Raw genomic sequence first — 25,373 nt, forward strand, 5'->3', positions numbered from 1 at the left:
GTTGGTACTCCTATTGCTGTTGTGTTGCCCTCATTCAACCACTTTATTCTTGCTCCATTTTGTAACATTAGTCACTAATTGTTCTTTGTTATGAATAAAACGCATCGAAATCATTCATTTTTAACATAAAGATGAGATTGTAGTCAAATCAAAAGAGTCCCAGGATTTAACCCTGGGTAAAATGAGATTGGGATTGCTTTTTGCTGAGAATTATGGCATGATACAAAATTGTCCGAAATCGTAACATCTATGAAAGTCACCCAGGAAAAACTCCCCGATAGTCAAATTGGCTTAAAAATCGAAATCCCGGCTGAAACCTTAAAAAAAGCCTATGAAAAAACGGTCAATAATTTAGCCCGTACCGCCAATATTCCTGGGTTTCGGAAAGGAAAAGTACCGCGTCAAATTCTGCTGCAACGGTTAGGAAAGCAATATATTAAGGCAGCAACCCTAGAAGAATTGATTCAAGAAACTGTCAAAAATGTTATCAAAGAAGAATCTTTAGAAGTATTAGGCAATAACTATCTACTACGTTCTAGTTTTGAGGAATTAATTGGTAAATTTAACACGGAAGAACCCCTCACCTTTTTAGCTGCTGTTGATGTACCCCCCACAGTCGAACTGGGAGATTATCATACTTTAAGTATCAAAGCGGAAGAAACCGTCTATAATCCGCAAAAATTAGAAGATTGGCTCAAAGAACGTCAGGAAAAACAAGCAACTCTCGTTCCCGTTGAAGATCGTCCCTTACAAATGGGAGATGTAGCTATTGTTGACTATGAGGGACGTTTTGCACCCGCAGAAGGGGAAGAACTCAGCAGTGAACCCATTCCTGGAGTTCATGGGAAAGATTTTCGGGTTGATCTCGAAGAAGGTCGTTTTATCGCAGGAATGGTAGAGGGGATGGTGGGAATGAACCCCGAAGAAATTAAGGATATTTCTTTAGTTTTTCCTGACGAATATCCTCAAGAAGATTTAGCTGGACAACCCGTCGTTTTTAGAATTACTCTCAAAGAAATTAAAGAAAAAGAGTTACCTGAACTTGATGACGATTTCGCTGAAGAAGTTAGCAAATATGAAACTATTGCTGAGTTACGGGAGTCTTTAGAAAAAGAGTTTCAAGAAGAAGCGGCAAACGCTACCAAAAAAAGCACCCAAGATGCAATTATTGCTCAATTAATGGAACTCTGTACGGCCGATATTCCTGATACGATGATACAAGACCAAATTACCCAAGTGCTTACCCAAACTGCGATGCAGATGGAACAAATGGGAATTGATCTACGTCAATTGTTTACTCAAGAAAATCTGCCAAAATTGAGAGAAAATGCTCGTCCTGAAGCTTTCGCCAGACTTAAACAAACCTTAGTTATTAAAGAAATTGCTAAGGTTGAAAATATTAAGATAGGGGAGTCTGCCATTCAAGAGAGAAGTCAGACGGTTATTGAGCAATTATCGGGACAACAGGTTGATGCAGATAAATTACGTCAACTGGTATACGACGACTTGTTAGCAGAGGCTACTCTAGATTGGCTTCAAGACAAAGCCACCGTAGAATTGGTTCCCGAAGGTACTTTAAAAGCGGCTGAAACAGAGGAAACTGAAGAAACCGAAGAAACACAAACAATAGATGTTAGTGCTTCTGACTCAGAAGAATAAAAGGATAGGGGCGAATAGCCATTGACCCCTACCATAGCCGATGGGGAAAGCTAATAAAGTAAAGTAAGACGGCTCATCAAATTAGCCGTCTGTTTGTGTTAGGATGAAACGAGTTGAGATCTTAATTAACCCCTAATACCTATAGTTTCGTAGGTGTAAACGGGAAATCTCAACGAATTCTTAATCTTTAAAATTTTTGACCTGACTTAACGGGCTATGATTCAATCTCAATCCTTAGATTATGCCATGCACAACCAACGTTCCTCAGAGATATACTCCATGAGTCAAAACGTTGTACCGATGGTAGTCGAACAGTCTGGAGTGGGAGAACGGGCCTTTGATATTTATTCTCGTTTACTACGGGAGCGCATTATCTTTCTAGGAACCCCTGTAGATGATCAGGTGGCTGACTCCATTGTCGCCCAATTACTGTTCCTCGATGCGGAAGACCCGGATAAAGATATTCAAATTTATATCAATTCTCCTGGGGGTTCAGTTTATGCTGGACTCGCTATTTATGATACCATGCAACAAATTCGCCCTAATGTGGTTACCATTTGTTTTGGATTAGCTGCTAGTATGGGAGCATTCCTGTTATCAGGAGGAACCCAAGGAAAGCGCATGGCTCTGCCTAGTTCTCGTATTATGATTCACCAACCTTTGGGGGGCGCACAAGGACAGGCAGTGGAAATTGCAATTCAAGCCAAAGAAATCCTTTATATCAAGCGGCGATTGAATGAAATGCTCGCTGAGCATACCAAACAACCTTTTGATATGATAGCTGCCGATACGGAGCGAGACTTTTTTATGTCAGCTCACGAGGCCAAAGATTACGGTCTGATCGATAGAGTAATTGTTCGGCAAGAGTTACCTGACCCCACTGTTCCTGTCACCTCACTCACCTAAATCACAAGCTTATGTCTAAATATGACTCCCATCTAAAATGTTCATTTTGCGGCAAATCCCAGGAGCAGGTGCGTAAGCTCATCGCTGGCCCGGGAGTCTACATTTGTGATGAATGTGTTGAATTATGTAACGAGATTTTGGATGAAGAATTGATTGATGATCCCACTCGTCGCCCCATGACGGCAGCAAGTCCTGATGAGTCGGGAACTAAACGTCGTAACCGTCCCGATCGTCTGCCCTTTGATCTAATTCCTAAACCTAGAGATATCAAAAAAAGTCTCGATGAGTACGTTATTGGACAAGAGGAGTCAAAAAAAGTTCTCTCTGTGGCAGTATACAATCATTATAAGCGTTTGAGTTTAACTAACTCTAAAAAGGGCGGCCATGGGGAAGATGGCATTGAACTTCATAAGTCCAATATTCTTTTGATGGGGCCAACAGGATCAGGGAAAACCTTACTTGCTCAAACTTTAGCCCGTATTTTAGAGGTTCCGTTTGCGGTAGCAGATGCTACTACCCTCACAGAAGCGGGTTATGTGGGGGAAGATGTGGAAAATATCCTACTGCGACTGCTACAAGTGGCAGATTTAGACGTAGAAGAAGCTCAACGGGGTATCATTTATATCGATGAAATTGATAAAATTGCCCGTAAGAGTGAAAATCCTTCCATTACTCGTGATGTGTCGGGTGAAGGGGTTCAACAAGCTTTACTGAAGATGTTGGAGGGGACGATCGCTAATGTTCCACCTCAAGGGGGACGCAAACACCCTTATCAAGATTGTATTCAAATTGATACTAGCAATATTCTCTTTATCTGTGGTGGGGCCTTTGTTGGCTTAGATAAGGTGATTGAACAACGACTTGGTAAGAAGTCTATGGGGTTTGTTCGTCCAGGGGAAACTCCATCTAAGGAAAAACGGGCAGCAGAGTTAGTGCAGAAGGTTGAACCGGATGATTTGGTAAAATTTGGCATGATTCCCGAATTTGTGGGACGTATTCCGGTGATGACGGCTTTAAATCCCTTAGATGAAGATACTTTGATCGCTATTTTAACTAAGCCTCGTAATGCTTTGGTTAAGCAGTATCAAAAATTGCTCAAGATGGATAATGTTCAACTAGAGTTTAATAAGGATGCTATACAAGCGATCGCTCAAGAAGCTTACCGACGCAAAACAGGGGCTAGGGCTTTACGGGGCATTGTGGAAGAATTAATGTTAGATATAATGTATGAGTTACCATCTCGTAAGGATCTGCAACGGTGCATGATTACGAAGGAAATGGTGGAACGACGGTCTACGTCTGAGATTCTCGTACATCCTTCTTCTATTCCTACACCAGAATCAGCTTAATTTGACGAAATTATCCATGAATAAGATTAATATTCGCGGTGTCGATCACTATTATGAGTGGATACGTCAACCGGGGGACACGGGGTTAAAACCTGTTATGGTGTTTGTTCATGGTTGGGCTGGTTCGGCACGCTATTGGCAAAGTACGGCCCAAGCTTTGTGCGATCGTTATGATTGTTTATTGTACGATATGCGAGGTTTTGGCCGGTCTAAATTGCCGGAAATTTCCCTAAATTTAAGTTACGAATTAGAGGAGTACGCGGAAGATTTAAGGGTATTATTAGATAGTTTAGGTATTGATAAAGTTTATCTGCATAGTCACTCTATGGGTGCTTCTGTGGGGGCTTTATTTATGACAATGTACCCGAAAAAGGTGGAACGGGCTATCTTAACTTGTAATGGCATTTTTGAGTATGATGAGAGGGCGTTTAATGCCTTTCATCAGTTTGGTGGTTATGTGGTTAAGTTTCGTTATAATTGGTTTTTAAAGGTTCCTTTGGCTGATCGTTTATTTATGGCCAGATTTTTATATCGTCCCATTAAAAAAGAGGAAAGATTGGCTTTTTTAGAGGATTTTATATTAGCAGATTATGAAGCAGCTTTAGGCACAATTTATACGTCTGTGAGTAAGAAAGCGGTGGAAATTATGCCGCAAAAGTTTGCAGAAATTACTGTTCCTACTTTGTTAATTTCTGGGGAGAAAGATCAGATTATTCCGGCAAAAATGGGACGGATGGCGGCAAGTTTAAATGATAAAATTGAGTATGTAGAGATGGCGAAAACGTCTCATTTTCCCATGTTGGAAGATCAGGAAATGTATTTAAAAACTGTGAGAGAGTTTGTAAATTAAGTAAAGATGAGTTGTTGTTCGTTCATGACTTTAATTCTCCTTGTACTAATGTTGTGGTGTTCGGAGCAATTTAGCGACTTGCTTAGGTTCCACCGAGGGGATTACTTTTTATCCCGAATGCCTTCGATCAGGGTTTCTAGTCTGGTTAATCTTTGTTCTAGGCGGTTTTCGCTGTCTTTTATTTCATTTCTGATGTTTGCGACTTCAACGTTGATATTTCCTTTAATTTCTAATAATTCTGAGTTTAAGGGGATTAATTCTACTTTGATGACGAGTCTTATCATCCAGAACAATCCTCCAAAAAGGACTCCTAATGCGATTATTGTTGATGCGATCGTGGGGACGTAGGGGATGAGGTCTGACATTGTTGTCTTTAAACCTGCATAGTTGAAGGTTATCAGTAAAAAATATTGAATAAGTGATGAATCTGCTTACTTTTAATAAGCAGATTCATCACGAAACTAAGCCTTAACGACTTTGATCGTGAGTCACAACCTTGCGATCGCTTTGTTTAATGATATTGTGACGGCTAGGTTTAGAAGCATTAGATTTACTAGGCTTACGCTTAATTAAGGGTTTGGATAAGTTATTTTCAGGGACTTCCCAATCAGTTCTCATCCAGTGAGGACAATTTTGATCATAGATCATCTGTAGGGCCGCCGCCGCAATGGCTTGGGGGTCATATTCGGCACTCAGTTCCCGCACCAAGGGTAAGAAAGAAGCCATCCGTTCTCCTGCCAGAGAATCTTGGATTTGTTGTTGTAATTTTCCGAGTCGTTTAGCCTCAACTTGAGAACGGTTAGGAATCTGACAAACTTCTAAAGTCTGACGCACTCGTCGTTCAATTTGGCGAATCATACGACGATCAATCGAATCAGCTAAAGAAATAGCGGTTCCGGTTTTTCCTGCTCGTCCTGTCCGACCAATCCTGTGAATATAGGTTTCCGCATTATCAGGGAAATCATAGTTAATTACATGGCTGAGGTTTTCTACATCTAACCCCCGCGCCGCAATATCAGTAGCAACTACTAATTTAACTTTGCCATCCCGAAAACGTTGTACTAGACGTTCCCGTTGGGATTGACTCAAGTTACCATGATATTCATCCACACTTTGCCCCGCTTCTTGTAACTTGCTCGTTAATTCAGCAGCAGTTTGTTTAGTACGGACAAAAATAATGGCAGATTCAGGATTTTCAATCTCTAAAATTGGCTGTAACGCTTTTAATTTAGACCATCCACGAGGTACATTATAGAGATGTTGTTCAATCATGGTAGGAGCCGCTTGAGGCTGCTCCACACTCACTGTAACTGGAGTGGTGAGAAACTGATTAACTAAATCCCGAATTTCTCTGGGCATAGTAGCCGAAAAACAGGCCGTATTACGACTTGCTGGAGTGGTTTTAAGAATGGTTTTGACATCATCAATAAAGCCCATACTTAACATTTCATCAGCTTCATCAAGCACCACCCAACGCAAAGAATCTAAAACTAATTTTTTGCGTTCTAATAAGTCGATAACTCGTCCAGGAGTTCCTACTACAATTTGAACGCCTCGTTCTAAACTGCGAATTTGTCGCTCAATAGATTGACCACCATAAACGTTGAGAATAAACAGACGACGTTCTGTAGTAAAGTCTTTCATCGCCTGAGCTACTTGTTGGGCTAACTCACGAGTTGGGGTGAGAATTAATGCCTGAACATTGGGGTTTTTAACATCAATTTTTTCGAGAATAGGTAAGGAATAAGCAGCCGTTTTTCCCGTTCCTGTTTGAGATTGCCCCAGGATATCATTGCCTTCTAGGATTAAGGGAATGGCTTTCGCTTGAATTTCGGTGGGAGTATCAAAACCAATGGCTTCTAATCTGTTTACGATGGCTTCAGATAATCCTAAGTCTTGGAAAGAAATGGTCATAAGGAAGGTTTATTTTGTAAGTTGACTTTTGAGTTTAAAAATTGCATGATTGGCAGCTAGGTCAGGTTTAATTTATTCCTAAAACTGCGGGATATTTTGGCTCATACTAGCACAATTTATCTCTGGTTTCTAGTCCGGTTTATACGGAAAATTTCCCCTAGTTCAAAGTGATTTCTCCATAGAGATCATAGACATCTGCATCAGTTATTTTGACGGGGATAATACTATTCAATAAAGCATCTCCTTTTACGTAAACAATACCATCTACTTCTTCGGGTGCGAAGCGGGCCGAACGACCAATTAATTGTTCTGTTTCTGGATTTTCTTGCTCAATCAATACCTCGACGGTTTCGCCAATATAGGCTTGATTTTTCTTGAGAGAAATTGGTTGCTGAATTTGCATTATTATTTCTCGTCTTTCTTGAGCAATTTCTAAAGGGATTTGATCGGGCATTTTATAAGCAGGGGTTTCTTCTTCCGGTGAAAAGGTAAAGACTCCCACATGATCAAATTCGTGTTCCTCAACAAACTCAACTAAATGTTGGAAATGTTCCTCAGTTTCTCCAGGAAATCCCACAATAAATGTGGTTCTTAATACTGCTTCAGGAATGGATTCTTTGAGGCGTTTAATAATGTTATCGTTGACTTGTCCTTGCCAGGGACGATTCATTCTTCTTAGAATATCAGGATGGGAATGTTGTAGGGGTAAATCCAGATAAGGCAAAACGTTGGGCGTTTCCCTCATGGCTTCAATTACTTTCGGGGTTAATCCCGTCGGATAAGCATAATGAATCCGAATCCAAGGAATATCGACTTTTCCTAAGGCCCGCAACAGTTCAGCGAGTTTTGCCTCTCCATACAAGTCTAGTCCATAATTAGTCGTAATTTGGGAAATTAAGATTAATTCTTGAACCCCTTGTTCAGATAATTGTTCAGCTTCTTTGACTAGAGATTCAATCGAACGCGATCGCTGATTTCCTCTTAAATAGGGAATAATACAAAAGGCACAGCGATAATCACAACCCTCGGCTACTCGTAAGTAAGCGACTCCTTCTGTGGTGGTTCGATAACGAGGAACAGTTTCATCGGCGATAAACGTCGGATTACTGGAAATCTCTGTGACTCGTTCACCTGTTTCTACTCGTTCGATTACGTCTACAATTTTTTGATAATCTCCGGTTCCTACTAAAGCAACGGCTTCTGGCAGTTCGGCAAGTAATTCCCCTTGGAAATGTTGGGCCATACAACCAGAAATAATGATCTTTTTGTTGGCTTCTGCTAGTTCTACTAAGGTACGAACTGACTCTTCTCGCGCTTCTTGGATGAAACTACAAGTATTAACAATAACGTAATCGGCTAGTTCTTCGTTGGCATCGACTGGATAACCTGCTGCAGTTAGCAAGCCTAGCATATGCTCTGAGTCGATGCGGTTCTTTTCACATCCTAAGTGAGAGATGGCTATAGTTGGCTTATTGCCCATGAATTATTTGGTTTTACCCCTTATCGTTCACCGGGGCCAAAACCAAGTAAATCCTTCTCGTTAGCCTTACGGCTAGGAATGGTTAAGCGGACGACGCTGGCTTGCCCCTGTTGTACACTTAAATTATCTTAACATACTTTTTGCTTAAGGGAAACCCTTCTAGAAAAAATTGTGTTTAATGGCTGTAAGAAAATACCCCAGAAACGGTATTTATGGCGTTGCAGCAGCACTGGCAAAGCAAGATTGAGATAGGGGTTAGGTTTTGGGGGTTGGCGGTTAGGGATAAATTCTCTAGAATTTTGCTGTTACGATTAAATCCCGTCATACAGCTAATGCTGTTTTAAAACAAGCAGGACTCTCTAAGGCTTTTTAGTCCGCCATTATGGCTCTCTCGACATCTTGGGATAAAATGTATAATCAGCTACAATACTTTATATGGTGGATTACGAGGCGCCTTAAAAGTTATGATTTTTTCATCAAAGTCATAGCCGCGTCTAACTCACCCTACGAATTATAAGCTTTACTTATCCCCCTTTACTTCCTAAATTTTGCTATCCATAATTTAGTGCCAAAAATCCCTATTAATAAGCTTGGAATGCTTAAATCTACATCCAATGTTTCCCAATGTAATCCCTCGCAGGATGGTGTAATCTCTACTTCTGCAATATCTTTGTCAGATGCACCTGCTAATCCCTGAATTAAGTTAAGAGGAAACAAAAAAGTAGTGCCATTTTTCAGTTTAAGAACGATGGTTCTATCGGACTTACTATGCTAAATTAATAATTAATGACAGACCTTATGTCTGATCCTATAAAGACTAAATCCGCCTGCGCAGACTAAATTTTAGGTTGCGTAGGCAACCTTTGTTTGTATAGCTTAACTCTTAAGAGTTAAGGTCTATCATTTGTAAAGAATTGAGGAATGTTAGATTATCTTGCAATTTAATACTTGCAAGATATTTTTTTATAAATAGTATTAGGAAGCTTATCATCATCTATCTACTTGTAATATCATGAGAGAAAGAAACCGACACAGAAATTCCTATTACCACAGTGACAGAACCCAAAAGCTACAAAGACAGTGTAAACTTACCCCAAACTGATTTTAGTATGCGGGCCAATGCGGTCAGCAGAGAACTCGAATTACAGAAATTATGGGCAGAAAATCGGATTTATGAGCAATTGTCTGAAAAAAATCCCGGTGACTTGTTTATCCTTCATGATGGGCCCCCTTACGCTAACGGGTCACTCCACATGGGTCACGCATTAAACAAAACCCTCAAAGATATTATCAATAAATACAAATTGTTGCAAGGTCACAAAGTTCGCTATGTTCCTGGTTGGGACTGTCATGGACTCCCCATTGAACTCAAAGTTTTGCAAAGCATGAAATCTCAAGAAAGGGAGGGTTTAACCCCCATTAAATTACGTCGCAAAGCGCGAGATTTTGCCCTTAAAACGCAACAAGAACAGTGTGAGGTATTCAAACGGTTCGGAGTGTGGGGAGACTGGGAAAACCCCTATTTAACCCTCACTCCTGAATATGAAGCGGCCCAAATTGGAGTATTTGGAGAAATGGCCCTCAAAGGGTATATTTATCGGGGTCTTAAACCTGTTCATTGGAGTCCCAGTTCTCAAACCGCTTTAGCAGAAGCAGAATTAGAATATCCTGAAGGTCATACTTCTCGTAGTGTATTTGCTGCTTTTCCTATCATTAAATCTTCAAAAAAAGCGCAAGAAATCTTAAAACCTTTCTTATCAAATTTAGGGGTTGCTATTTGGACAACTACCCCTTGGACGCTTCCTGGAAACTTAGCCGTTGCCCTGAATCCTGATCTCACTTATGCTGTAGTAGAACAGACTTCTAATCTTTGCAATTATCAATATTTAATTGTAGCAGCAGATTTAGTTGAGAAATTATCGGCTACTTTTGATACTTCCTTAACAGTTAAATCAACATTGCTAGGAAAGGATTTAGAACACACAATTTATCGTCATCCTTTATTTGATAGAGAGAGTGAAATTCTCATTGGTGGCGATTATGTTACTACAGAATCCGGGACAGGTTTAGTGCATACGGCCCCTGGTCATGGACAAGAAGATTATATGGTGGGTCAACGCTATGGTTTAGCTATTTTGTCTCCTGTTGATGCTAAAGGAAACTTTACAGAAGAAGCGGGACAATTTGCGGGTTTAAATGTTCTTAAAGATGCAAATGAAGCCATTATTAATGAACTCAAAGAGAAGGGTTCATTACTTAAAGAAGAACCTTATCAACATAAATATCCTTATGATTGGCGAACCAAAAAACCGACTATTTTTCGGGCAACAGAACAATGGTTTGCTTCAGTTGAAGGGTTCCGAGATGCAGCATTAAAAGCGATTAAAACAGTAAATTGGATTCCCTCTCAAGGAGAAAATCGTATCACTCCCATGGTCAGCGATCGCTCAGATTGGTGTATTTCTCGTCAACGGAGTTGGGGTGTCCCCATTCCCGTTTTTTATGATGAAGAAACAAACGAACCTTTACTAACCGCAGAAACTATCAATTATGTGCAGAAAATAATTGCAGAAAAAGGTTCTGATGCTTGGTGGGAAATGTCTGTAGAAGAACTATTACCTACAAAATACAAAAAAGATGCACACAAATATCGCAAGGGAACAGACACAATGGATGTATGGTTTGACTCTGGTTCTTCTTGGGCCGCAGTTGCCAAACAACGACCAGAATTAAAATATCCTGTTGATATGTATTTAGAAGGAACTGATCAACATCGGGGATGGTTTCAGTCTAGTTTATTAACCAGTGTTGCAGTTAATGAAATTGCCCCTTATAAGACAGTATTAACTCACGGTTTCGTCTTAGATGAAAAGGGACGTAAGATGAGTAAATCAGAGGGTAATATCGTTGATCCTCAAATTATTATTAATGGGGGAAAAAATCAAAAACAAGAACCTCCTTATGGCGCAGATGTGTTACGATTATGGGTGTCATCGGTAGATTATTCTTCAGATGTTCCCATCGGACAAACCATCCTCAAACAATTATCAGACGTTTATCGTAAGATTCGTAATACAGCACGATTTTTATTAGGAAATTTGCATGATTTTGACCCTAGTAAGCATACTGTATCTTATGAGGAACTACCAGAATTAGATCAATATATGTTACATCGCATTACCGAAGTTTTCACAGAAGTGACAGATGCGTTTGAAACCTTTCAATTTTTTCGTTTCTTCCAAACTGTACAAAATTTCTGTGTTGTAGATTTATCTAATTTCTATCTAGATATTGCCAAAGATAGACTCTACATTTCTCATCCTGAGTCTATCCGTCGTCGTAGTTGTCAAACTGTATTAGCGGTAGCTGTAGAGAATTTAGCTAAAGCGATCGCACCTGTATTATGTCACATGGCCGAAGACATTTGGCAATTTTTACCCTACGAAACCCCTTATAAATCCGTTTTTGAGGCAGGATGGGTAAAAATGGATACGCAGTGGAAAAAACCAGAATTGACAGCTTACTGGTCAAAATTACGGCAAATCAGAACAGATGTGAATAAGGTTCTAGAACAGGCCAGAAATGAAAAAGCGATCGGGTCTTCTTTGGAAGCGAAAGTATTACTTTATGTGTCTGATCAAGACTTGAAAAAGCAACTAGAAACATTCAACCCTGATGATACTTTAAGCGGAAATCAGGTGGATGAATTACGCTATTTAGTGTTAGCATCTCAAGTGGAATTAGTTGATAGTTTAGAAACTATTAAAACAGCAGACTATCAAAGTGAATCTGACTTAGTTTCTGTGGGGGTTATTAAAGCAGAAGGAGAGAAATGCGATCGCTGTTGGAACTATTCAACAAAAGTGGGAGAATTTAAAGATGATCCTACCATTTGTGAACGGTGTAATGCTGCTTTAGTGGGTGAATTTTAGGGGTTCTACCGGACTTACTATGCTAAACAGACCTGAGTTCGGTGTTAATCATTAATAATAGACTAAAGTCTGAGTAAAAGCATAAATAAGGGAAAAGAGTTAAGTTCTTTTCCCTTAAGTTAAATGATAATTTATTGAGGTTTAAATACCCACTGTTAAAGGAATAGATAACATCTCTTTGAGTAAGGCGACTTTATCAGTTGCTTCCCAAGGTAAATCAAGATCATCCCGTCCAAAATGACCATAAGCAGCCACATCTTGATAGAAACGTCCACCCCGTTGTGAAGGCAGTTGACGCAAGCTTAGAGACTGAATAATGCCCGCAGGACGCAATTCAAACAGTTCGTTAATCGCGTCTAATAGCTTGGTTTCATCTACCTTGCCAGTGCCAAAAGTTTCTACTAAAATACTCACAGGACGAGCAACCCCGATCGCATAACTCAGTTGTACTTCACACTTATCAGCTAAACCAGCAGCTACAATATTTTTAGCCACATAACGACAAGCATAAGCAGCAGAACGGTCAACTTTTGTGGGATCTTTACCAGAAAATGCACCACCACCATGACGAGAATAACCGCCATAGGTATCAACAATAATTTTACGTCCGGTTAACCCCGCATCTCCTTGAGGGCCACCAATAACGAATTTTCCTGTAGGATTAACCAGAAAACGGGTATCAATGCTTGGTTTAATATTAATATCCCCTAAAACTGGAATAACCACAGCATCCCAGAGATCTGACTTAATTCTGATTTGAACCGCGTCATTATCTGTTATAGAGTCAATGGTTTCATCATGTTGAGTGGAGATGAGGATAGTATCTATGCCAACAGGAATACCATCTTCATAGACAATAGAGACTTGAGTTTTACCATCAGGCCGTAAATAGGGCAATTCACCCATTTTCCGCACTGCCGCTAAACGACGGGCGAAACGATGAGCTAAACTAATAGGCAAAGGCATTAATTCAGGGGTTTCATTACAAGCATAACCAAACATAATGCCTTGATCGCCTGCACCAATGCGATCTAATTCATCATCACTCAGAGAGTGGCGTTGTTCGTGAGCTTGAGTGACACCTTGAGCAATATCAGGAGATTGTTCGTCTAGAGCGACTAAGACGGCACAACTATTAGCAGAGAAGCCATTATCTGCATTAGTGTAACCAATTTCTGCAATTTTCTTGCGAGCTAATTCAACAAAATTAACATTTGCTTTGGTAGTGACTTCTCCGGTAATTAGGACTAAACCAGTATTAACAACCACTTCAGCAGCTACTCGACTTTGATCGTCATGGTAGAGCAAGGTGTCTATAATGGTATCGGAGATCTGGTCACAGATTTTATCAGGATGACCTTCAGTAACAGATTCAGACGTAAATAGGTAACGACGAGACAATTTCCTGACCCTCTCTAACTAACGATACAAGATAAAGTTTTGATTAAAATATCATCATACACCCTAAAATCAAAATTTAACTACACGGTTTTAGCTTACAGTGACTTTCATTGAGTTGAAAGAGGCTTTTATTAATAGTTAATTTTCTTCTAGATCTGGCCAAAGCAGTCGCAAAGCCATTAAAGCAAAGCCAATAGCCGCAATTGCTTTTAATACTTTAGTAGGTAATATTTGCGCTATACTTCCGCCCGCTATTACTCCTAAAAAACTGGCTAAAATTAACGCCGTAATTGAGCCAAAAAAAACCGCACGAGGAGAATTAGAACTTCCTCCCAAGGCAATAGCCGCAATTTGACTTTTATCTCCAATTTCAGCTAAAAATACTGTCACAAAACTCAATCCAAATAGTTGCCAATCCATATTTAATTACCTATTTTTTAACTAATAATATCATTAATCAGTAACCCGGTAATAAATAATAATAATAAAGCCACGAATAAATCAAGAGTTTTGGGAGATAAACGACGGGCCAGCCAATAACCAATTAATACCCCTAATAAACTGGTGGATATTAAGGCAGTAGCGGCACCGGCAAAAACGATCCAAGGGGATTGAGATTCCGCACTTATTAACAGAGTGGCTAATTGGGTTTTATCTCCCATTTCGGCTAAAAATATAGTCAAAAAAGTAGAACTAAAAACTGTCCAAAAAGTCCATGATTTTTCAGTATTCATGATTAATTAATTTAAGAGTCCTTAATGATTTCCTGATTATAATGGTGCATTTCTGTGCTATCTGGCCCATAAACTCCTTCAATCTGTTGACGACAACAATCAATAGCAAATTCGTTAAATTCCTCTCTTTCTATACCATACATTTGCTCAAAAATATCAGGTTTTACTCGACAAAAACGAGGCCGCTGTTCATAAATACGACAGTCTCGCTTCTGATGATCAAAATTAATACACCATCCCCCTTCTCCCACTAAACTTAAATAATGGGTCATTTCTTCAGGGGTGAGATATTCGGCTAAGTCAGGGCGATCGCTCGGATCGAGGTGACAGCAAGCCCCACAGCCTTTTACACATTGCCAAGTTTCCAACGTCATGATAGATTAACCTCCAAGATTGTCACAAAACTTTATATGTTTTTATATTGTTACTGAAAAAGAGGGAAGCCTTCCCAGGGTATTATAGACTATGGTTTTTTTGATATTCAGTCCCAAAACTTTATCGATTGGGTATAGTCAGGAGAAAACATGGAGTTATTAGCCGCCTTAAATCTAGAACCTATTTTTCAATTAACCTTTTTGTCATTGATTGTGATCGCAGGCCCCGTCGTCATCTTTTTGTTAGCGTTTCGGGGTGGTGATCTTTAAATCAGTGAACAGTTATCAGTGAACAGTTATCAATTATCAAAATTTTTAACTGATAACTGTTAAAAATAACCCTTTGGGTTCTTATGGATACCTTCCTTAACCTTAAGGGAGGTATTTTTTGATGATTATGGCATTGATCAGCTAAAAGGGCTATCTGGGTAATTTTAGTGTTAATATGGCAATAATTAACTGAGCAAAATATTCAAGTTAATATATAGATTACCCGTATAAATAACCCGCAGAAACCGCTATGTGTTTGAATTCAGGGGATGTCCTTCACAAACGCTACAAAATCATAGCTCAAATCGGAAGAGGCGGATTTGGTAGAACTTATAAAGCTCAAGATTTACAAAAGTCAAGTCATCCCCTATGTGCAGTCAAAGAAATTGTTGCCCCTCAATCTTCCGATGCTAATATCTTACAAGAAGTCAAAAAAAGATTTAATCGAGAAGGAGAAAGTCTTTCTCGTTTGGGGACACATCCCCAAATTCCTGAACTATTTGACTATTTTGCTGAAAATAACAAATTTTACCTCATTCAAGAATACATCGAGGGTCACGATCTGTCCGAAGAAATAGGAACAGGACGTTTACCCATGAATCAATCAGATATTCTCCAATTATTAGAAGATATCTTAGAGGTTTTAGCCTTTGTTCATCAGCAAAATTTGATCCATCGTGATATTAAACCCTCTAATCTCAGACGAAGAAACAGTGACAAGAAAATTGTACTAATTGATTTTGGAGCGGTTAAAGAACTCAATAGTATAGCTATTACATCCGAAGGGGTGATTAATATTACCCAAGCTATCGGAACTCCTGGATATATGGCCCCGGAACAACAACGGGGAAACCCTCAGCTAAATAGTGATCTCTATGCATTAGGGATGATTTGTATTCAAGCTTTAACTGGTTTACATCCGAGAACCCTACCCACTGATCCCAACACAGGTAATATTATTTGGCGTTATGCAACTTCAGACCGTCCTATGATTAATATTAGCCCAGAATTAGACCACATTCTCAATAAAATGGTGGGTTATCTTTTTAGCGATCGCTATTATTCAGCAGTAGAAGCGTTACAAGAACTACGTCAGCTTTCTGCTTCTGGGATTTCTACCTTATCTTCTAAAAAACCGGCCAAATCTAAGCCCTTATTCCCTACAATAAACTTAAAATGTCAAGTATGGTGGGGAGTCGGAGCAACTCTGGTTATCCTGGGGGTTTGGAGAGTAAATCAATTAATTCCTACTACCTGTCCTTTAATCATAGGAGATAAGATCAGTTGTGGGGAAGAAAGTTTAATTAAAACTGTTACATTGCCCGAAAAACAAGAAGGAGTTAAAGCTTATGCTAATCAACGGTATCAAGAAGCAGTTACTTGGCTAAAAAAAGCCCGTCAAAAAATACCAACTGATCCAGAAATTCTGATTTATCTTAATAATGCTCAACTCCAAGCAGAAAAAGTGCCATTTTATACGATTGGGGTGGCTATTCCTTTAGGAAACCCCTCTGATGGAGGAGATTCAGGTCAAGAAATTTTACGAGGAGTTGCTCAATTACAAACAGAAGTTAACCGTAATCGTAGCATTAAAGGTTATGGATTACGGGTAGTGTTAGGTGATGATTATAATGAAACTGAACAAGCCAAAGAAATAGCCACTAAATTATCAGAACAAGGAGAAATTTTAGGAATTATCGGTCACTATACCAGTGAGAATACTCGTGCTGCCTTACCTATATATGATCTTAACCATTTGACAGTTATTTCTCCTACTAGCACGGCTGAAAGTTTAACCGAAGAAAATTCGAGATTTTTGCGGACTATTCCTCAAGATAGTGTAAGTGCAGAAGTCTTAGCTCGTTATCTCTCTCAAGTCGCAAAAAAAGATAAAGTAGTTGTTTTTTATAATCCCAATAGTGCTTATAGTCGCTCTCTACATGAAAGATTTTTAATTAGTTTTGATGAACAAAATGGACAAGTGGTTAAACAAGTTGATCTAGCTAAACCTATTTTTGATGCTGAAGCAGCGATTCGTCAAGCACAAAAAAGGGGAGCAACGAGCTTGGTATTATTCCCTGATGCTAAATCTAATCCTTATGCTTTTTCTAATGCTCTTAAGGTAATTCGTGCTAATAAAGGACGTTATTTAATTGTAGGAGGAAATAGTCTTGACAGCACAGATATTCTCCAAGAAAGAGCTTTAAGTAAGGGAATAATAGTGACTATTTCTTGGCATTATTTAGGAAGTAATAATCAAAATTTCAGTAATTTTGCTAACCAGTTGTGGGGAAGCGAAGTTAGTTCTAGAACAGCCATGGCTTATGATGCTGCTCGTGTTTTATCAGTGGGTTTGGAAAGTCAATTTTCTCTCAGTTTCAAAGAAAAAATAGAAAGTTTTTTTAATCCAATAATTCGACGAGAATTACTTTATCTTAGCTTAAAAAAACCTGATTTTCAAACTCAAGGAGCAACGGGAGAAATTAGTTTTGAGTTAAGTGGTAATCGCCATGAGAAAATTGTTGAATTAGTCAAAGTTATGCCAACAAAATGTTCCCCTTATGGCTATTTATTTATTCCTAATAAGTTTACTTCGGCCGAAGCTGCCGGATTAAAATGTCAGTAATTAATGGATAATTGATAAAAAAAATTAGATCTTCCGCCGGTGTAGTAAGTAGGTAAACAAAATTAATTACACAAAATTTGTAGGGGCGGGTTTTTTACATAAATCAATGATTCTCACCAAAAAATTAAATAAACCCGCCCTTACCCTTGTTACTCAACCATTACGACTATATCAAAACCCGCGCCTTGACTGTGCAATTAATTTTGCGGACGGTACTTAATAAGTAAAACTTATGATTCGTAGGATGGGTTAGACGCGGCAACGATTTTGACCGGAAAACTAATAAGTTTTAGGGCGCGTCGTAAGCCACCGTGTTAAAGAGACCAATTAACAGGTTAGACTTTGTGCGATAATTTGTAACATAGATTTTAATATTTGCTTTCTTTGAGCCATGACTGAGCGACCCAAAGAACAAACGTTGGCTGAACTAGCCCCAGCCAACCATGAATGTCGTCTATGTGGCTATGTTTACGAACCCCTCAAAGGGGATGGAAAGGGGAATATTTCCCCAGGAACTCCCTTTGAAGAATTGCCCAATGACTGGCGATGTCCTGTTTGTGGGGCCCCTACTAAACAATTTAGCAATATTGGGGCCAGCAATGCCCCCTCTGGCTTCCAGGATAATCTCAACTATGGGTTTGGCGTTAATCGCATGACTCCAGGACAGAAAAATCTGTTAATCTTTGGATGTTTAGCATTGTTTTTTCTGTTTTTCCTCAGTTTGTACGGTTTAAACTAAAAAATCTCTGTTTAACCCACAATCTGAGTTATCGCAGTAGAAGCACAGGTTAGGACGTTGGTAAAAGCAGCAAACCTTTTTGTATCCTACTTTTGCCTTTTGCCTTTTGCCTTTTGCTTTCCGCCTAGCGGTATATTTGCCTCGCTCTATCCTTAAGATGTTTATGAATGTCTTCATGAGAAACCTGAAACAAATCGTAATATTATTAGCCATTTCCTTATTTTGCTTCAGTTGTAGCAACGTCCCCTCTACCAGCATCAATCCTTGGAAACCCATCTCTTTAGAGACAGAAGCCACCTTTGCTGATTTGGCCTTTACCGATGATGTCCAACATGGTTGGTTAGTGGGAACTAAAGCTTCTTTATTTGAAACCACTGACGGGGGCGACTCTTGGCAAGAGCGTAAGCTTGATCTTGGAGAGGAAAAAGCCAGTTTTACTGGAGTGAGCTTTAATGAACAAGAAGGATGGATTACCGGAAAACCCGGTATTTTACTTCATACCGAAGATGGTGGTCAAACTTGGTCACGCATTCCTTTAAGTGAAAAACTCCCTGGCGCACCCTATGGGGTAGTGGCTTTAGGCCCTCAAACGGCTGAAATGGTTACAGATTTAGGGGCTATCTACAAAACCACGAACAGTGGTAAAACCTGGAAAGCCTTAGTAGAAGGTGCTGTCGGCGTGGCTCGTACCATTACGCGATCGCCTGATGGAAAATATGTAGCGGTTTCAGCAAGGGGAAATTTCTATTCTACTTGGGAACCGGGACAAAGTGAGTGGACACCCCACAATCGTAATTCGTCTCGAAGACTGCAAAAAATGGGTTATTCTGAAGAAGGAGGTCTATGGTTACTTGCCAGAGGCGGACAGATTCAATTCAGTGACCCTGATGATCTAGAAGAGTGGCAAGAGGCAATCTACCCTGAATTTGCCACCAGTTGGGGATTATTAGACTTAGCTTACCGAACTTCAGAGGAACTATGGGTTGCTGGCGGCAGTGGCAACTTATTAGTAAGTCGAGACAAGGGAGTTAGTTGGCTCAAAGATAGAGAACTCGAAAAAGTACCCTCGAATCTTTATAGAATTGTCTTTTTAAGTCCAGATCGAGGATTTGTATTAGGACAAAATGGAATTCTGCTCAAATATGAGCCGTCCACTCAAGCAGCTTAAATACTTTGATCTGATCGTAAAATAACAAGTCCGTTTCAGATCGTAGTAGACTAGATTTTGCCATTTGTAATTAATTTCATTAGGAGAACATTAATGTCAGGTAGTACCGGAGAACGTCCATTTACTGATATTGTTACAAGTATCCGTTATTGGGTTATTCATAGCATCACCATCCCTATGTTATTCATTGCTGGTTGGTTGTTTGTTAGCACAGGGTTAGCTTATGATGCGTTTGGGACACCCCGTCCTGATCAATACTTTACCCAAGATCGGCAAGAACTTCCCATTATTCTCAAACGCTATGAAGCTGGGGAACAAATCCAAGAATTTAACAAATAGTTAGTGTAGAAGAGGTTTTAAACAATGACCAGTAACAATCCCAATCAACCTATTTCTTATCCTATTTTTACCGTTAGATGGCTAGCGGTTCATACCTTAGCTGTACCTACAGTTTTCTTTGTTGGTGCGATCGCCGCTATGCAGTTTATTCAAAGATAGGAGTTATTCATGGACAGAAATACGAACCCCAACAGACAACCGGTTGAACTCAATCGTACTTCCCTATTTTTGGGTTTACTGTTGATTGCAGTTCTTGGTGTTCTATTCTCCAGTTATTTCTTTAATTAATTGGATTTTTTCGATAATAAGTAGGAGGTAAAATCATGTTTGCAGAAGGTAGAATTCCCTTGTGGATCGTCGGTGTCGTTGCTGGTTTAGGTGCGCTTGGTGTACTTGGCCTGTTCTTTTACGGTGCTTACGCTGGTTTAGGATCTTCGATGTAAAGGTTAAGTTATCAATATTCCCAATGATTTAATTGTTAATTAGTTGGGAAGACATTAAACCGCCTGTTTATCTAAATAGGCGGTGTTTTTTAGGATAATTTAACACTGGAGAGAATAAATGACATCAAAAATTTATATTGAAACGAGTATCCCTAGTTTTTATTATGAAATCAGAACTGAACCTGATATGATAGCGCGTAGAGAATGGACTCGTTTCTGGTGGGATGAGATAAGTCATCAATATGAACTCGTTACCAGTATCGCCGTTTTAGATGAACTTAATAAAGGCAATTTTTCTAGTAAAGAACAAACTATTAATCTGCTTAATAATATAAATTTATTAGAGATTGAGCCAGATATTATTGAGATTGTAGAAATCTATATCCAAAATCAAGTTATGCCGAATGATCCATTAGGTGATGCTCTCCATCTTGCTCTTGCATCCTATCATAAATGTGATTTTCTCTTAACTTGGAATTGTCGTCACTTAGCCAATGCCAATAAATTTGGACATATCAGACGAGTTAATGTTATGCTTGGACTATCTTAATGCAAAAAGAGGACTCCGGTTAGACCGCCTAAGCGGTTAACGGTGAGATGAATTTTTGCCAAGAAATAAATCGACCGTAGGGAGTCCTTATTTCTTAGGGGAATTTTGATTTTCAACATAATTTTTAAGTTGTTCAACAGTTACGCCTCCACAACTAGAAACAAAATAAGCCCCAGTCCAAAAATAGGGTTTGTTGTAAAAATATTTACCAGACAAAAAAGGAAAGTCACGTCGAATAAGACGACTACTAACCGTTTTTAAGTTAGCAATCAACTTAGACAAAGATATTTCAGGTTTGTAGCTAACCAAAAGATGAACATGGTCAGGTTCTCCGTTGAACTCAAGCAACTGACATTCCCATTTATCAAGTGTTTCTTGAAAAATAGTCTTTAATTGGTTCAATATATCTGCCGAAATAGCCTTTTTACGGTATTTTGTTACAAATACAATGTGAACGGTAAGTTTGTATACAGACCTGTAACCTTTGTTGTAATCACTTGACATATTTAAGCGGTAACTCTACAATGATAATCGTACCGCCAAAAAATGAAGCAATCTGTGATTACGCTAACTTACCAGTTCAAATTAAAATTGACTTGTCAACAAACCCAAGAGATAGAAAATATTTTAGTGGTGTGTCGTAGAGTTTACAATTTTGGTTTAGCTGAAAGAAAAGCTTGGCTAAAAAGCCGTAAATCACCTGTGAATGCTTGCTCAATTATTTCTGAGTACATATTCGGCGTTGATACTCCCTATCCGAATTATTTTGTTCAAGCTAAAGCCTTAACCATTGCCAAACAATCCTTAGAAAGTTTAAGGTCTGTTAATGCTCAAGTGTTACAGCAAACGCTTAAAACACTAGATAAAGCTTTTACTGACATGAAAGCAAAAGGAAACGGGTTTCCTAGATTTAAAAAGGTAATGCGTAGTTTTGTTTTTCCTGCCATGCTAAAAAATTGTTTGGCTAATGGAAAAGTTAAATTACCTCAACTTGGATGGGTAAACATTCGACAATCAAGAGAATATCCTACTGGTTTTGAGGCAAAACAAGCTCGTATTGTCAAGAAAGCTAGTGGTTATTACTTGATGATTACTTTTCAACAATACGAAGAATGTCCAGACCCAGTAGTTGGCAAAACCAGTTTAGGAATTGATGCGGGAATTGAAAGTTTCATGGCTACCAATTTAGGAGAATTAATCAAAGCCCCACGATTTTTGTTAAAGGCAATGCGTAAGCTTAAATGGCTACAAAGACGCTTAAAACATAAAATTAAAGGCTCTAACAACTGGTTAAAACTCCAAAGAAAAATAGCTCGTTTATATGAATCTGTAGCTAATACTCGTCGTGATTGGCAGTTTAAATTAGCTCATTACCTTTGCGATAAAGCCGACAATATTTTTGTTGAAGATATTAACTTTAATTCTTGGAGTCGAGGAATTGTTCGTAAACGTTCTCTCGAATCAGGGATAGGACAATTCATTAATGAAATTTTGCCTTATATCTCTTGGAAAAGAAATAAGTTTTATCTAAAAGTCAACAAGAATGGAACTTCTCAAGAATGCCCTAAATGCCATAAAATGACGGGCAAAAAGAAGTTAAATCAACGTTTGCATGATTGTCAGTTTTGTGGACATCAAGAAAATCGTGATACTGCGGCGGCAAAAGTAATTAAATACAGAGGAAAAATTGCGGTCGGACAGTCCGTAATGATTACTGAAAATGCTTGTGGAGACGGTCTGGCGGGGGTCAAACAATTAACGAATCTTTGATCTAGCTAAGAGTCTGTGATGCAAGAATCCCCCGTTAGACCGCCCAAGCGGTTAACGGCGGGAGTGTCAAATATCCCTTTGCTGGTAACACCATTAGAATTGATGGGAGAATTAACATGATTATACCAGATGATCCAGCCATTCAAATTATTAGAGATGTGCGTCATCAAATATCTGAAAATAATGCTCATGAGCCTAAAAAATTAATTAACTATTATCTTGAATTACAAAAACAATATCACTTAGAACATCAAAAAAAAGCTAAGTTAACTACAAAATGATAGCAATATAAATGTAGCAATCAGGTTTGGCATTGTAAGAAAATTAGGAGAAGGACAAACTATGCTAAACTAATAATTAATAAAAGGCTAAAGCCTTATTCTATAAAAACGAGCGTCCGACGAGGGCGGACAGCCATTCTAGGTTGCGTAGACAACCTTTGTTTGTATAGCTTAACTCTGAGCGAGTTAAGGTCTATCATTTGTCATAATTTAAGACTCAGCAAACATTGCATCACGCTTATTTTCTACTGGCCAATCTTCATTTTCACCCCCAATAATTAAACTTTTAATAGTTACATATTCTTTATTTAATTGATTCAAGGCATTAATCAAAATATCAAGACCAATTAAATCACTGGTTCCTAAATCAATCCAACATCTTCCCCAGGTTTCTTCATACTGAAATTCTGCCATATTGTGCATAGGAGCCATCATAATACTATTAGCATTATCTGTATCATAATCCATATAACTGATCTCAATTCCTGTATCTTGGACTTGTAAATTTTCGGCATTGAATGCCCCTAATTTTCCTAAATAAAACCAAGAATTAAACACTTCCTCTACATATTGTTGTTCCATAGGAGAAGGAGTAGTTTCAAATTCTAACCAAATCCATAAATCAAAGGGATTAAATTCTCTAAATGTGACTTCCATAGTAACTAATAAATAACTGATTATGATGAGGGAAGTTGAGCCGATTTATCAAGTTTCCAGAAACTACTCGACACTAAATTAGTCAAAATATGGGCCACAATGGGAACTACTAAATTGCCTGTAATCAAGGCACTATAGCCTAAAACAAATCCGACAATAGTAGCCCAAACCACATAAGGCCATTGTTGAATACTGCTTAAATGGAGTATTCCAAACACTAAACTTGATATAATTACGGCAGTTAAATTGAATCCCAAAGCTGGTAACATTACCCCTCGAAATAGGAGTTCTTCACTTAATCCTGGTAACAATCCCAACCAAATAATATCAGGCCAAATTAAAGGCTTAATTACTAATTCTAGATAATTATCTGCACTTTGACGATAAGCTGGCCATAATCGATAAATAATACTACTAGCTAGAATAATTCCTCCTGATATTGCCAAACCCAATAAACAAGCTTTATAAGTCAATTCAGTCTCTAAAATTGAGATAGATCCTAATTTTTGCCAAACTTTAGCAATAATTAACAAAATAATAGCTGTTACCCCCATGACTATCAGAATTTGGGTACGAGTCAAGGGTTCGAGATCAGATGAGTTAGGATTAGTCACAGATTTTGAGACAATTAATAGATGAAAGATTAGGTCGCAAGGCATCAAGACTAATTCGGCCACGGTGAGCCACTAAAACCCCTAAGGCCTCTAAATATGAGTGTACCTTAATAACTTTAATTCCTAAAGATTCGGGGGTAACATTTAATTGAGTCTGATTTTCTTCCACAGCAATAATTAGGGATTTTTCCTGACTAAAACTCAGAATAGCACTGCTACCACAAGCTGTATAGGGAATAACCACTGCATCCACTTGATTATTCCAAATTCCATCACTAGGTAACTGAGAATGGTCTGAAGGAATGATAAACTGAGGGGCGTGACTTAATCCCACTAAAACACATGGTAAGAAAGTATAGCCTAATTCTTCGGCGGCTGCACGGGGGGAAATAGTCGGATCAAGGGGCAACGGTTTCAATGCAGGAGCATGGGCCGCCGGAATACCAAATTGACGGACAATTAGGTGAGAAATGACCGCTTCTGCTCCTGCTAAGGGATCAACTCCTTGACCATGACGATAGTTATCTAATACTAAACTGTCTACATCATCAGGAAAACGAGCAACAACCGCGATCGCTTGGGCCCCCCCTTGAGTAATTAACTGTTCAGCCGCTCGTAGAAGACTATCAGGATTACCAATTGTTCCCCAACTGGCTCCAGAAGGTGCTGTACGCAATTCTACCTTTAAAGGGGCATCCGTGATGATATAATCGGTCACAGCTAAGCCTAAAGTTGCTTTCACGGCATCAGCCGCTTGTAGATGTCTGACTCGTAATTCAGGTTCTATAGCCTGATCTAAAATGAGTCCGACGCGGTTTTGATGTACTGATTGTAGTCCCCAGTCTCCTTTAGCAAAACGATCAAGTGCATAACCTTCAACATACAAGGCATTGGGGATAGGCCAATACAATTGGGCCCCATTGAGAACATTGGGATGAGTAATCAGGCGATCGCTAATTTGAGCCATGGCCCTAGCGATAGGGATAGCATCCCCCGCATAACCCCCCATAGCAGCCCCAATACCCGTAGGAACGATTAAAACAGTGGTGTAAGGACGATCAATCACACAATTGACTGAATAGGTTCTTCTGTGGTGACAATAGCTTCAATTTGTACTTTTTGCGTGTCTTGATCGACTTGGGTAATCGCCCAACGTAGGGGTTGTCCTTTTTGTTGTAATTGTGCTTCAATGACTTGTTGCAGTTTGAGAGGATTTTCTAGAAGATCAATTTCAGCCGTAATAAAATGGGTGGTCATGGTTACTCAACTCATTGCTAGATTCTTATCTAGTTTATCAGCAGTTTAGTAGGGGTAAAA

27 protein-coding genes and 2 pseudogenes are annotated in these 25,373 nt (G+C 39.0%); 16 read left to right on the plus strand and 13 right to left on the minus strand.

Annotated elements, in window-relative coordinates; translation table 11 throughout:
- Positions 1-249 precede the first annotated feature (249 nt).
- From tig to AsFPU1_RS01250, 4 genes are all read left to right on the plus strand, one after another.
- On the plus strand, positions 250-1,659 hold the full coding sequence (gene tig / locus AsFPU1_RS01235; RefSeq protein ID WP_124969961.1) for a trigger factor: 1,410 nt from the start codon (positions 250-252) through the stop codon (positions 1,657-1,659).
- A gap of 216 nt (positions 1,660-1,875) precedes the next feature.
- Positions 1,876-2,565, plus strand: a complete 690-nt coding sequence (gene clpP, locus AsFPU1_RS01240; protein WP_305765113.1) for an ATP-dependent Clp endopeptidase proteolytic subunit ClpP — start codon at positions 1,876-1,878, stop codon at positions 2,563-2,565.
- 11 nt (positions 2,566-2,576) lie between these two features.
- Positions 2,577-3,914, plus strand: a complete 1,338-nt coding sequence (gene clpX / locus AsFPU1_RS01245) for an ATP-dependent protease ATP-binding subunit ClpX (protein WP_124969964.1) — start codon at positions 2,577-2,579, stop codon at positions 3,912-3,914.
- Between the two features lie 16 nt (positions 3,915-3,930).
- Positions 3,931-4,764, plus strand: a complete 834-nt coding sequence (locus AsFPU1_RS01250) for an alpha/beta fold hydrolase (protein ID WP_124969967.1) — start codon at positions 3,931-3,933, stop codon at positions 4,762-4,764.
- 101 nt (positions 4,765-4,865) lie between these two features.
- Here AsFPU1_RS01250 and AsFPU1_RS01255 read toward each other — a convergent pair whose 3' ends face one another.
- From AsFPU1_RS01255 to AsFPU1_RS01275, 4 genes and pseudogenes are all read right to left on the minus strand, one after another.
- Positions 4,866-5,129: a hypothetical protein gene (locus AsFPU1_RS01255; protein ID WP_124969970.1), complete on the minus strand. Its 264-nt coding sequence runs from the start codon at positions 5,127-5,129 to the stop codon at positions 4,866-4,868.
- A 103-nt stretch (positions 5,130-5,232) separates the two neighbouring features.
- Complete coding sequence (locus AsFPU1_RS01260) at positions 5,233-6,678, minus strand: DEAD/DEAH box helicase (protein WP_124969973.1); 1,446 nt, start codon at positions 6,676-6,678, stop codon at positions 5,233-5,235.
- 157 nt (positions 6,679-6,835) lie between these two features.
- A complete protein-coding gene (gene rimO, locus AsFPU1_RS01265; protein ID WP_124969976.1) occupies positions 6,836-8,158 on the minus strand; it encodes a 30S ribosomal protein S12 methylthiotransferase RimO in 1,323 nt (440 codons plus the stop codon).
- Between the two features lie 534 nt (positions 8,159-8,692).
- Positions 8,693-8,911: pseudogene (locus tag AsFPU1_RS01275) on the minus strand (DUF2442 domain-containing protein); the annotation flags it as partial.
- 299 nt (positions 8,912-9,210) lie between these two features.
- Here AsFPU1_RS01275 and ileS point away from each other — a divergent pair.
- Positions 9,211-12,090: an isoleucine--tRNA ligase gene (ileS, locus tag AsFPU1_RS01280; protein ID WP_124969982.1), complete on the plus strand. Its 2,880-nt coding sequence runs from the start codon at positions 9,211-9,213 to the stop codon at positions 12,088-12,090.
- A gap of 141 nt (positions 12,091-12,231) precedes the next feature.
- Here the strand turns inward: ileS and metK are convergent, their stop codons facing one another.
- From metK to AsFPU1_RS01300, 4 genes are all read right to left on the minus strand, one after another.
- The gene (gene metK / locus AsFPU1_RS01285) at positions 12,232-13,491 is read right to left on the minus strand and encodes a methionine adenosyltransferase (RefSeq protein ID WP_124969985.1); all 1,260 of its coding nucleotides are present in this window, start codon (positions 13,489-13,491) and stop codon (positions 12,232-12,234) included.
- A gap of 138 nt (positions 13,492-13,629) precedes the next feature.
- Complete coding sequence (locus tag AsFPU1_RS01290) at positions 13,630-13,911, minus strand: TMEM165/GDT1 family protein (protein ID WP_124969988.1); 282 nt, start codon at positions 13,909-13,911, stop codon at positions 13,630-13,632.
- Between the two features lie 17 nt (positions 13,912-13,928).
- Positions 13,929-14,225, minus strand: coding sequence for a TMEM165/GDT1 family protein (locus AsFPU1_RS01295; RefSeq protein WP_124969991.1), 297 nt, complete (start codon positions 14,223-14,225; stop codon positions 13,929-13,931).
- Positions 14,226-14,236: 11 nt separating this feature from the next.
- Positions 14,237-14,599 carry a YkgJ family cysteine cluster protein gene (locus AsFPU1_RS01300; RefSeq protein WP_501162110.1) on the minus strand — a complete coding sequence of 121 codons (363 nt, stop codon included), beginning with the start codon at positions 14,597-14,599 and terminating at the stop codon, positions 14,237-14,239.
- A 150-nt stretch (positions 14,600-14,749) separates the two neighbouring features.
- Here AsFPU1_RS01300 and psb30 point away from each other — a divergent pair, with 150 nt between their 5' ends.
- The 9 genes from psb30 to AsFPU1_RS01345 all read left to right on the plus strand — a co-directional run bounded on the left by psb30 (position 14,750) and on the right by AsFPU1_RS01345 (position 20,734).
- Complete coding sequence (psb30, locus tag AsFPU1_RS01305; protein WP_124969994.1) at positions 14,750-14,869, plus strand: photosystem II reaction center protein Ycf12/Psb30; 120 nt, start codon at positions 14,750-14,752, stop codon at positions 14,867-14,869.
- A 250-nt stretch (positions 14,870-15,119) separates the two neighbouring features.
- Positions 15,120-17,495 (plus strand): bifunctional serine/threonine-protein kinase/ABC transporter substrate-binding protein, encoded by a 2,376-nt coding sequence (locus AsFPU1_RS01310; RefSeq protein WP_124969997.1) that lies wholly within the window; start codon positions 15,120-15,122, stop codon positions 17,493-17,495.
- Between the two features lie 391 nt (positions 17,496-17,886).
- Positions 17,887-18,234, plus strand: a complete 348-nt coding sequence (locus tag AsFPU1_RS01315; RefSeq protein WP_124970000.1) for a rubredoxin — start codon at positions 17,887-17,889, stop codon at positions 18,232-18,234.
- Between the two features lie 175 nt (positions 18,235-18,409).
- Entirely contained in the window at positions 18,410-19,402 is a 993-nt protein-coding gene (locus AsFPU1_RS01320; RefSeq protein WP_124970003.1) for a photosynthesis system II assembly factor Ycf48, read from the plus strand.
- A gap of 93 nt (positions 19,403-19,495) precedes the next feature.
- Positions 19,496-19,741 (plus strand): cytochrome b559 subunit alpha, encoded by a 246-nt coding sequence (gene psbE, locus AsFPU1_RS01325; protein ID WP_124970006.1) that lies wholly within the window; start codon positions 19,496-19,498, stop codon positions 19,739-19,741.
- A 24-nt stretch (positions 19,742-19,765) separates the two neighbouring features.
- The gene (gene psbF / locus AsFPU1_RS01330) at positions 19,766-19,900 is read left to right on the plus strand and encodes a cytochrome b559 subunit beta (RefSeq protein ID WP_124970009.1); all 135 of its coding nucleotides are present in this window, start codon (positions 19,766-19,768) and stop codon (positions 19,898-19,900) included.
- Positions 19,901-19,909: 9 nt separating this feature from the next.
- Positions 19,910-20,029, plus strand: coding sequence for a photosystem II reaction center protein PsbL (gene psbL / locus AsFPU1_RS01335; RefSeq protein ID WP_124970012.1), 120 nt, complete (start codon positions 19,910-19,912; stop codon positions 20,027-20,029).
- Positions 20,030-20,064: 35 nt separating this feature from the next.
- Entirely contained in the window at positions 20,065-20,184 is a 120-nt protein-coding gene (locus tag AsFPU1_RS01340) for a photosystem II reaction center protein J (RefSeq protein WP_124970015.1), read from the plus strand.
- A gap of 118 nt (positions 20,185-20,302) precedes the next feature.
- Positions 20,303-20,734 carry a type II toxin-antitoxin system VapC family toxin gene (locus tag AsFPU1_RS01345; RefSeq protein ID WP_124970018.1) on the plus strand — a complete coding sequence of 144 codons (432 nt, stop codon included), beginning with the start codon at positions 20,303-20,305 and terminating at the stop codon, positions 20,732-20,734.
- A gap of 87 nt (positions 20,735-20,821) precedes the next feature.
- Here AsFPU1_RS01345 and tnpA read toward each other — a convergent pair.
- Positions 20,822-21,226 (minus strand): annotated as a pseudogene (tnpA, locus tag AsFPU1_RS01350) (IS200/IS605 family transposase); the annotation flags it as partial.
- 66 nt (positions 21,227-21,292) lie between these two features.
- On the opposite strand from tnpA, the gene AsFPU1_RS01355 reads away from it, so the two are divergent.
- Together AsFPU1_RS01355 and AsFPU1_RS22375 are read left to right on the plus strand one after the other, a co-directional pair.
- Positions 21,293-22,504 (plus strand): RNA-guided endonuclease InsQ/TnpB family protein, encoded by a 1,212-nt coding sequence (locus tag AsFPU1_RS01355; protein ID WP_124970148.1) that lies wholly within the window; start codon positions 21,293-21,295, stop codon positions 22,502-22,504.
- Positions 22,505-22,620: 116 nt separating this feature from the next.
- Positions 22,621-22,785 (plus strand): hypothetical protein, encoded by a 165-nt coding sequence (locus tag AsFPU1_RS22375; RefSeq protein WP_172957395.1) that lies wholly within the window; start codon positions 22,621-22,623, stop codon positions 22,783-22,785.
- 210 nt (positions 22,786-22,995) lie between these two features.
- Here AsFPU1_RS22375 and AsFPU1_RS01360 read toward each other — a convergent pair whose 3' ends face one another.
- The 4 genes from AsFPU1_RS01360 to AsFPU1_RS01375 are packed head-to-tail and all read right to left on the minus strand — an operon-like array spanning position 22,996 to position 25,313.
- Positions 22,996-23,442 carry a DUF3531 family protein gene (locus AsFPU1_RS01360; protein ID WP_124970025.1) on the minus strand — a complete coding sequence of 149 codons (447 nt, stop codon included), beginning with the start codon at positions 23,440-23,442 and terminating at the stop codon, positions 22,996-22,998.
- A 20-nt stretch (positions 23,443-23,462) separates the two neighbouring features.
- Complete coding sequence (locus AsFPU1_RS01365) at positions 23,463-24,056, minus strand: CPBP family intramembrane glutamic endopeptidase (protein ID WP_124970028.1); 594 nt, start codon at positions 24,054-24,056, stop codon at positions 23,463-23,465.
- Positions 24,049-25,122, minus strand: coding sequence for a DUF3326 domain-containing protein (locus AsFPU1_RS01370; protein ID WP_124970031.1), 1,074 nt, complete (start codon positions 25,120-25,122; stop codon positions 24,049-24,051). The genes AsFPU1_RS01365 and AsFPU1_RS01370 overlap by 8 nt, the downstream gene beginning before the upstream one ends.
- Entirely contained in the window at positions 25,119-25,313 is a 195-nt protein-coding gene (locus AsFPU1_RS01375) for a DUF8621 family protein (protein ID WP_124970034.1), read from the minus strand. The genes AsFPU1_RS01370 and AsFPU1_RS01375 overlap by 4 nt, the downstream gene beginning before the upstream one ends.
- Positions 25,314-25,373: the final 60 nt, after the last annotated feature.

This window comes from Aphanothece sacrum FPU1 (genome assembly GCF_003864295.1).
GTDB lineage: Bacteria > Cyanobacteriota > Cyanobacteriia > Cyanobacteriales > Microcystaceae > Aphanothece_B > Aphanothece_B sacrum.

Excerpts from the sequence above, each read along its gene's own strand:
- tig (WP_124969961.1), top strand. The coding sequence starts at position 250 with ATGAAAGTCACCCAGGAAAAACTCCCCGATAGTCAAATTGGCTTAAAA.
- clpP (WP_305765113.1), top strand. The coding sequence starts at position 1,876 with ATGATTCAATCTCAATCCTTAGATTATGCCATGCACAACCAACGTTCC.
- clpX (WP_124969964.1), top strand. The coding sequence starts at position 2,577 with ATGTCTAAATATGACTCCCATCTAAAATGTTCATTTTGCGGCAAATCC.
- AsFPU1_RS01250 (WP_124969967.1), top strand. The coding sequence starts at position 3,931 with ATGAATAAGATTAATATTCGCGGTGTCGATCACTATTATGAGTGGATA.
- AsFPU1_RS01255 (WP_124969970.1), bottom strand. The coding sequence starts at position 5,129 with ATGTCAGACCTCATCCCCTACGTCCCCACGATCGCATCAACAATAATC.
- AsFPU1_RS01260 (WP_124969973.1), bottom strand. The coding sequence starts at position 6,678 with ATGACCATTTCTTTCCAAGACTTAGGATTATCTGAAGCCATCGTAAAC.
- rimO (WP_124969976.1), bottom strand. The coding sequence starts at position 8,158 with ATGGGCAATAAGCCAACTATAGCCATCTCTCACTTAGGATGTGAAAAG.
- AsFPU1_RS01290 (WP_124969988.1), bottom strand. The coding sequence starts at position 13,911 with ATGGATTGGCAACTATTTGGATTGAGTTTTGTGACAGTATTTTTAGCT.
- AsFPU1_RS01295 (WP_124969991.1), bottom strand. The coding sequence starts at position 14,225 with ATGAATACTGAAAAATCATGGACTTTTTGGACAGTTTTTAGTTCTACT.
- AsFPU1_RS01300 (WP_501162110.1), bottom strand. The coding sequence starts at position 14,599 with ATGACGTTGGAAACTTGGCAATGTGTAAAAGGCTGTGGGGCTTGCTGT.
- psb30 (WP_124969994.1), top strand. The coding sequence starts at position 14,750 with ATGGAGTTATTAGCCGCCTTAAATCTAGAACCTATTTTTCAATTAACC.
- AsFPU1_RS01310 (WP_124969997.1), top strand. The coding sequence starts at position 15,120 with ATGTGTTTGAATTCAGGGGATGTCCTTCACAAACGCTACAAAATCATA.
- AsFPU1_RS01315 (WP_124970000.1), top strand. The coding sequence starts at position 17,887 with ATGACTGAGCGACCCAAAGAACAAACGTTGGCTGAACTAGCCCCAGCC.
- AsFPU1_RS01320 (WP_124970003.1), top strand. The coding sequence starts at position 18,410 with ATGAGAAACCTGAAACAAATCGTAATATTATTAGCCATTTCCTTATTT.
- psbE (WP_124970006.1), top strand. The coding sequence starts at position 19,496 with ATGTCAGGTAGTACCGGAGAACGTCCATTTACTGATATTGTTACAAGT.
- psbF (WP_124970009.1), top strand. The coding sequence starts at position 19,766 with ATGACCAGTAACAATCCCAATCAACCTATTTCTTATCCTATTTTTACC.
- psbL (WP_124970012.1), top strand. The coding sequence starts at position 19,910 with ATGGACAGAAATACGAACCCCAACAGACAACCGGTTGAACTCAATCGT.
- AsFPU1_RS01340 (WP_124970015.1), top strand. The coding sequence starts at position 20,065 with ATGTTTGCAGAAGGTAGAATTCCCTTGTGGATCGTCGGTGTCGTTGCT.
- AsFPU1_RS01345 (WP_124970018.1), top strand. The coding sequence starts at position 20,303 with ATGACATCAAAAATTTATATTGAAACGAGTATCCCTAGTTTTTATTAT.
- AsFPU1_RS22375 (WP_172957395.1), top strand. The coding sequence starts at position 22,621 with ATGATTATACCAGATGATCCAGCCATTCAAATTATTAGAGATGTGCGT.
- AsFPU1_RS01360 (WP_124970025.1), bottom strand. The coding sequence starts at position 23,442 with ATGGAAGTCACATTTAGAGAATTTAATCCCTTTGATTTATGGATTTGG.
- AsFPU1_RS01375 (WP_124970034.1), bottom strand. The coding sequence starts at position 25,313 with ATGACCACCCATTTTATTACGGCTGAAATTGATCTTCTAGAAAATCCT.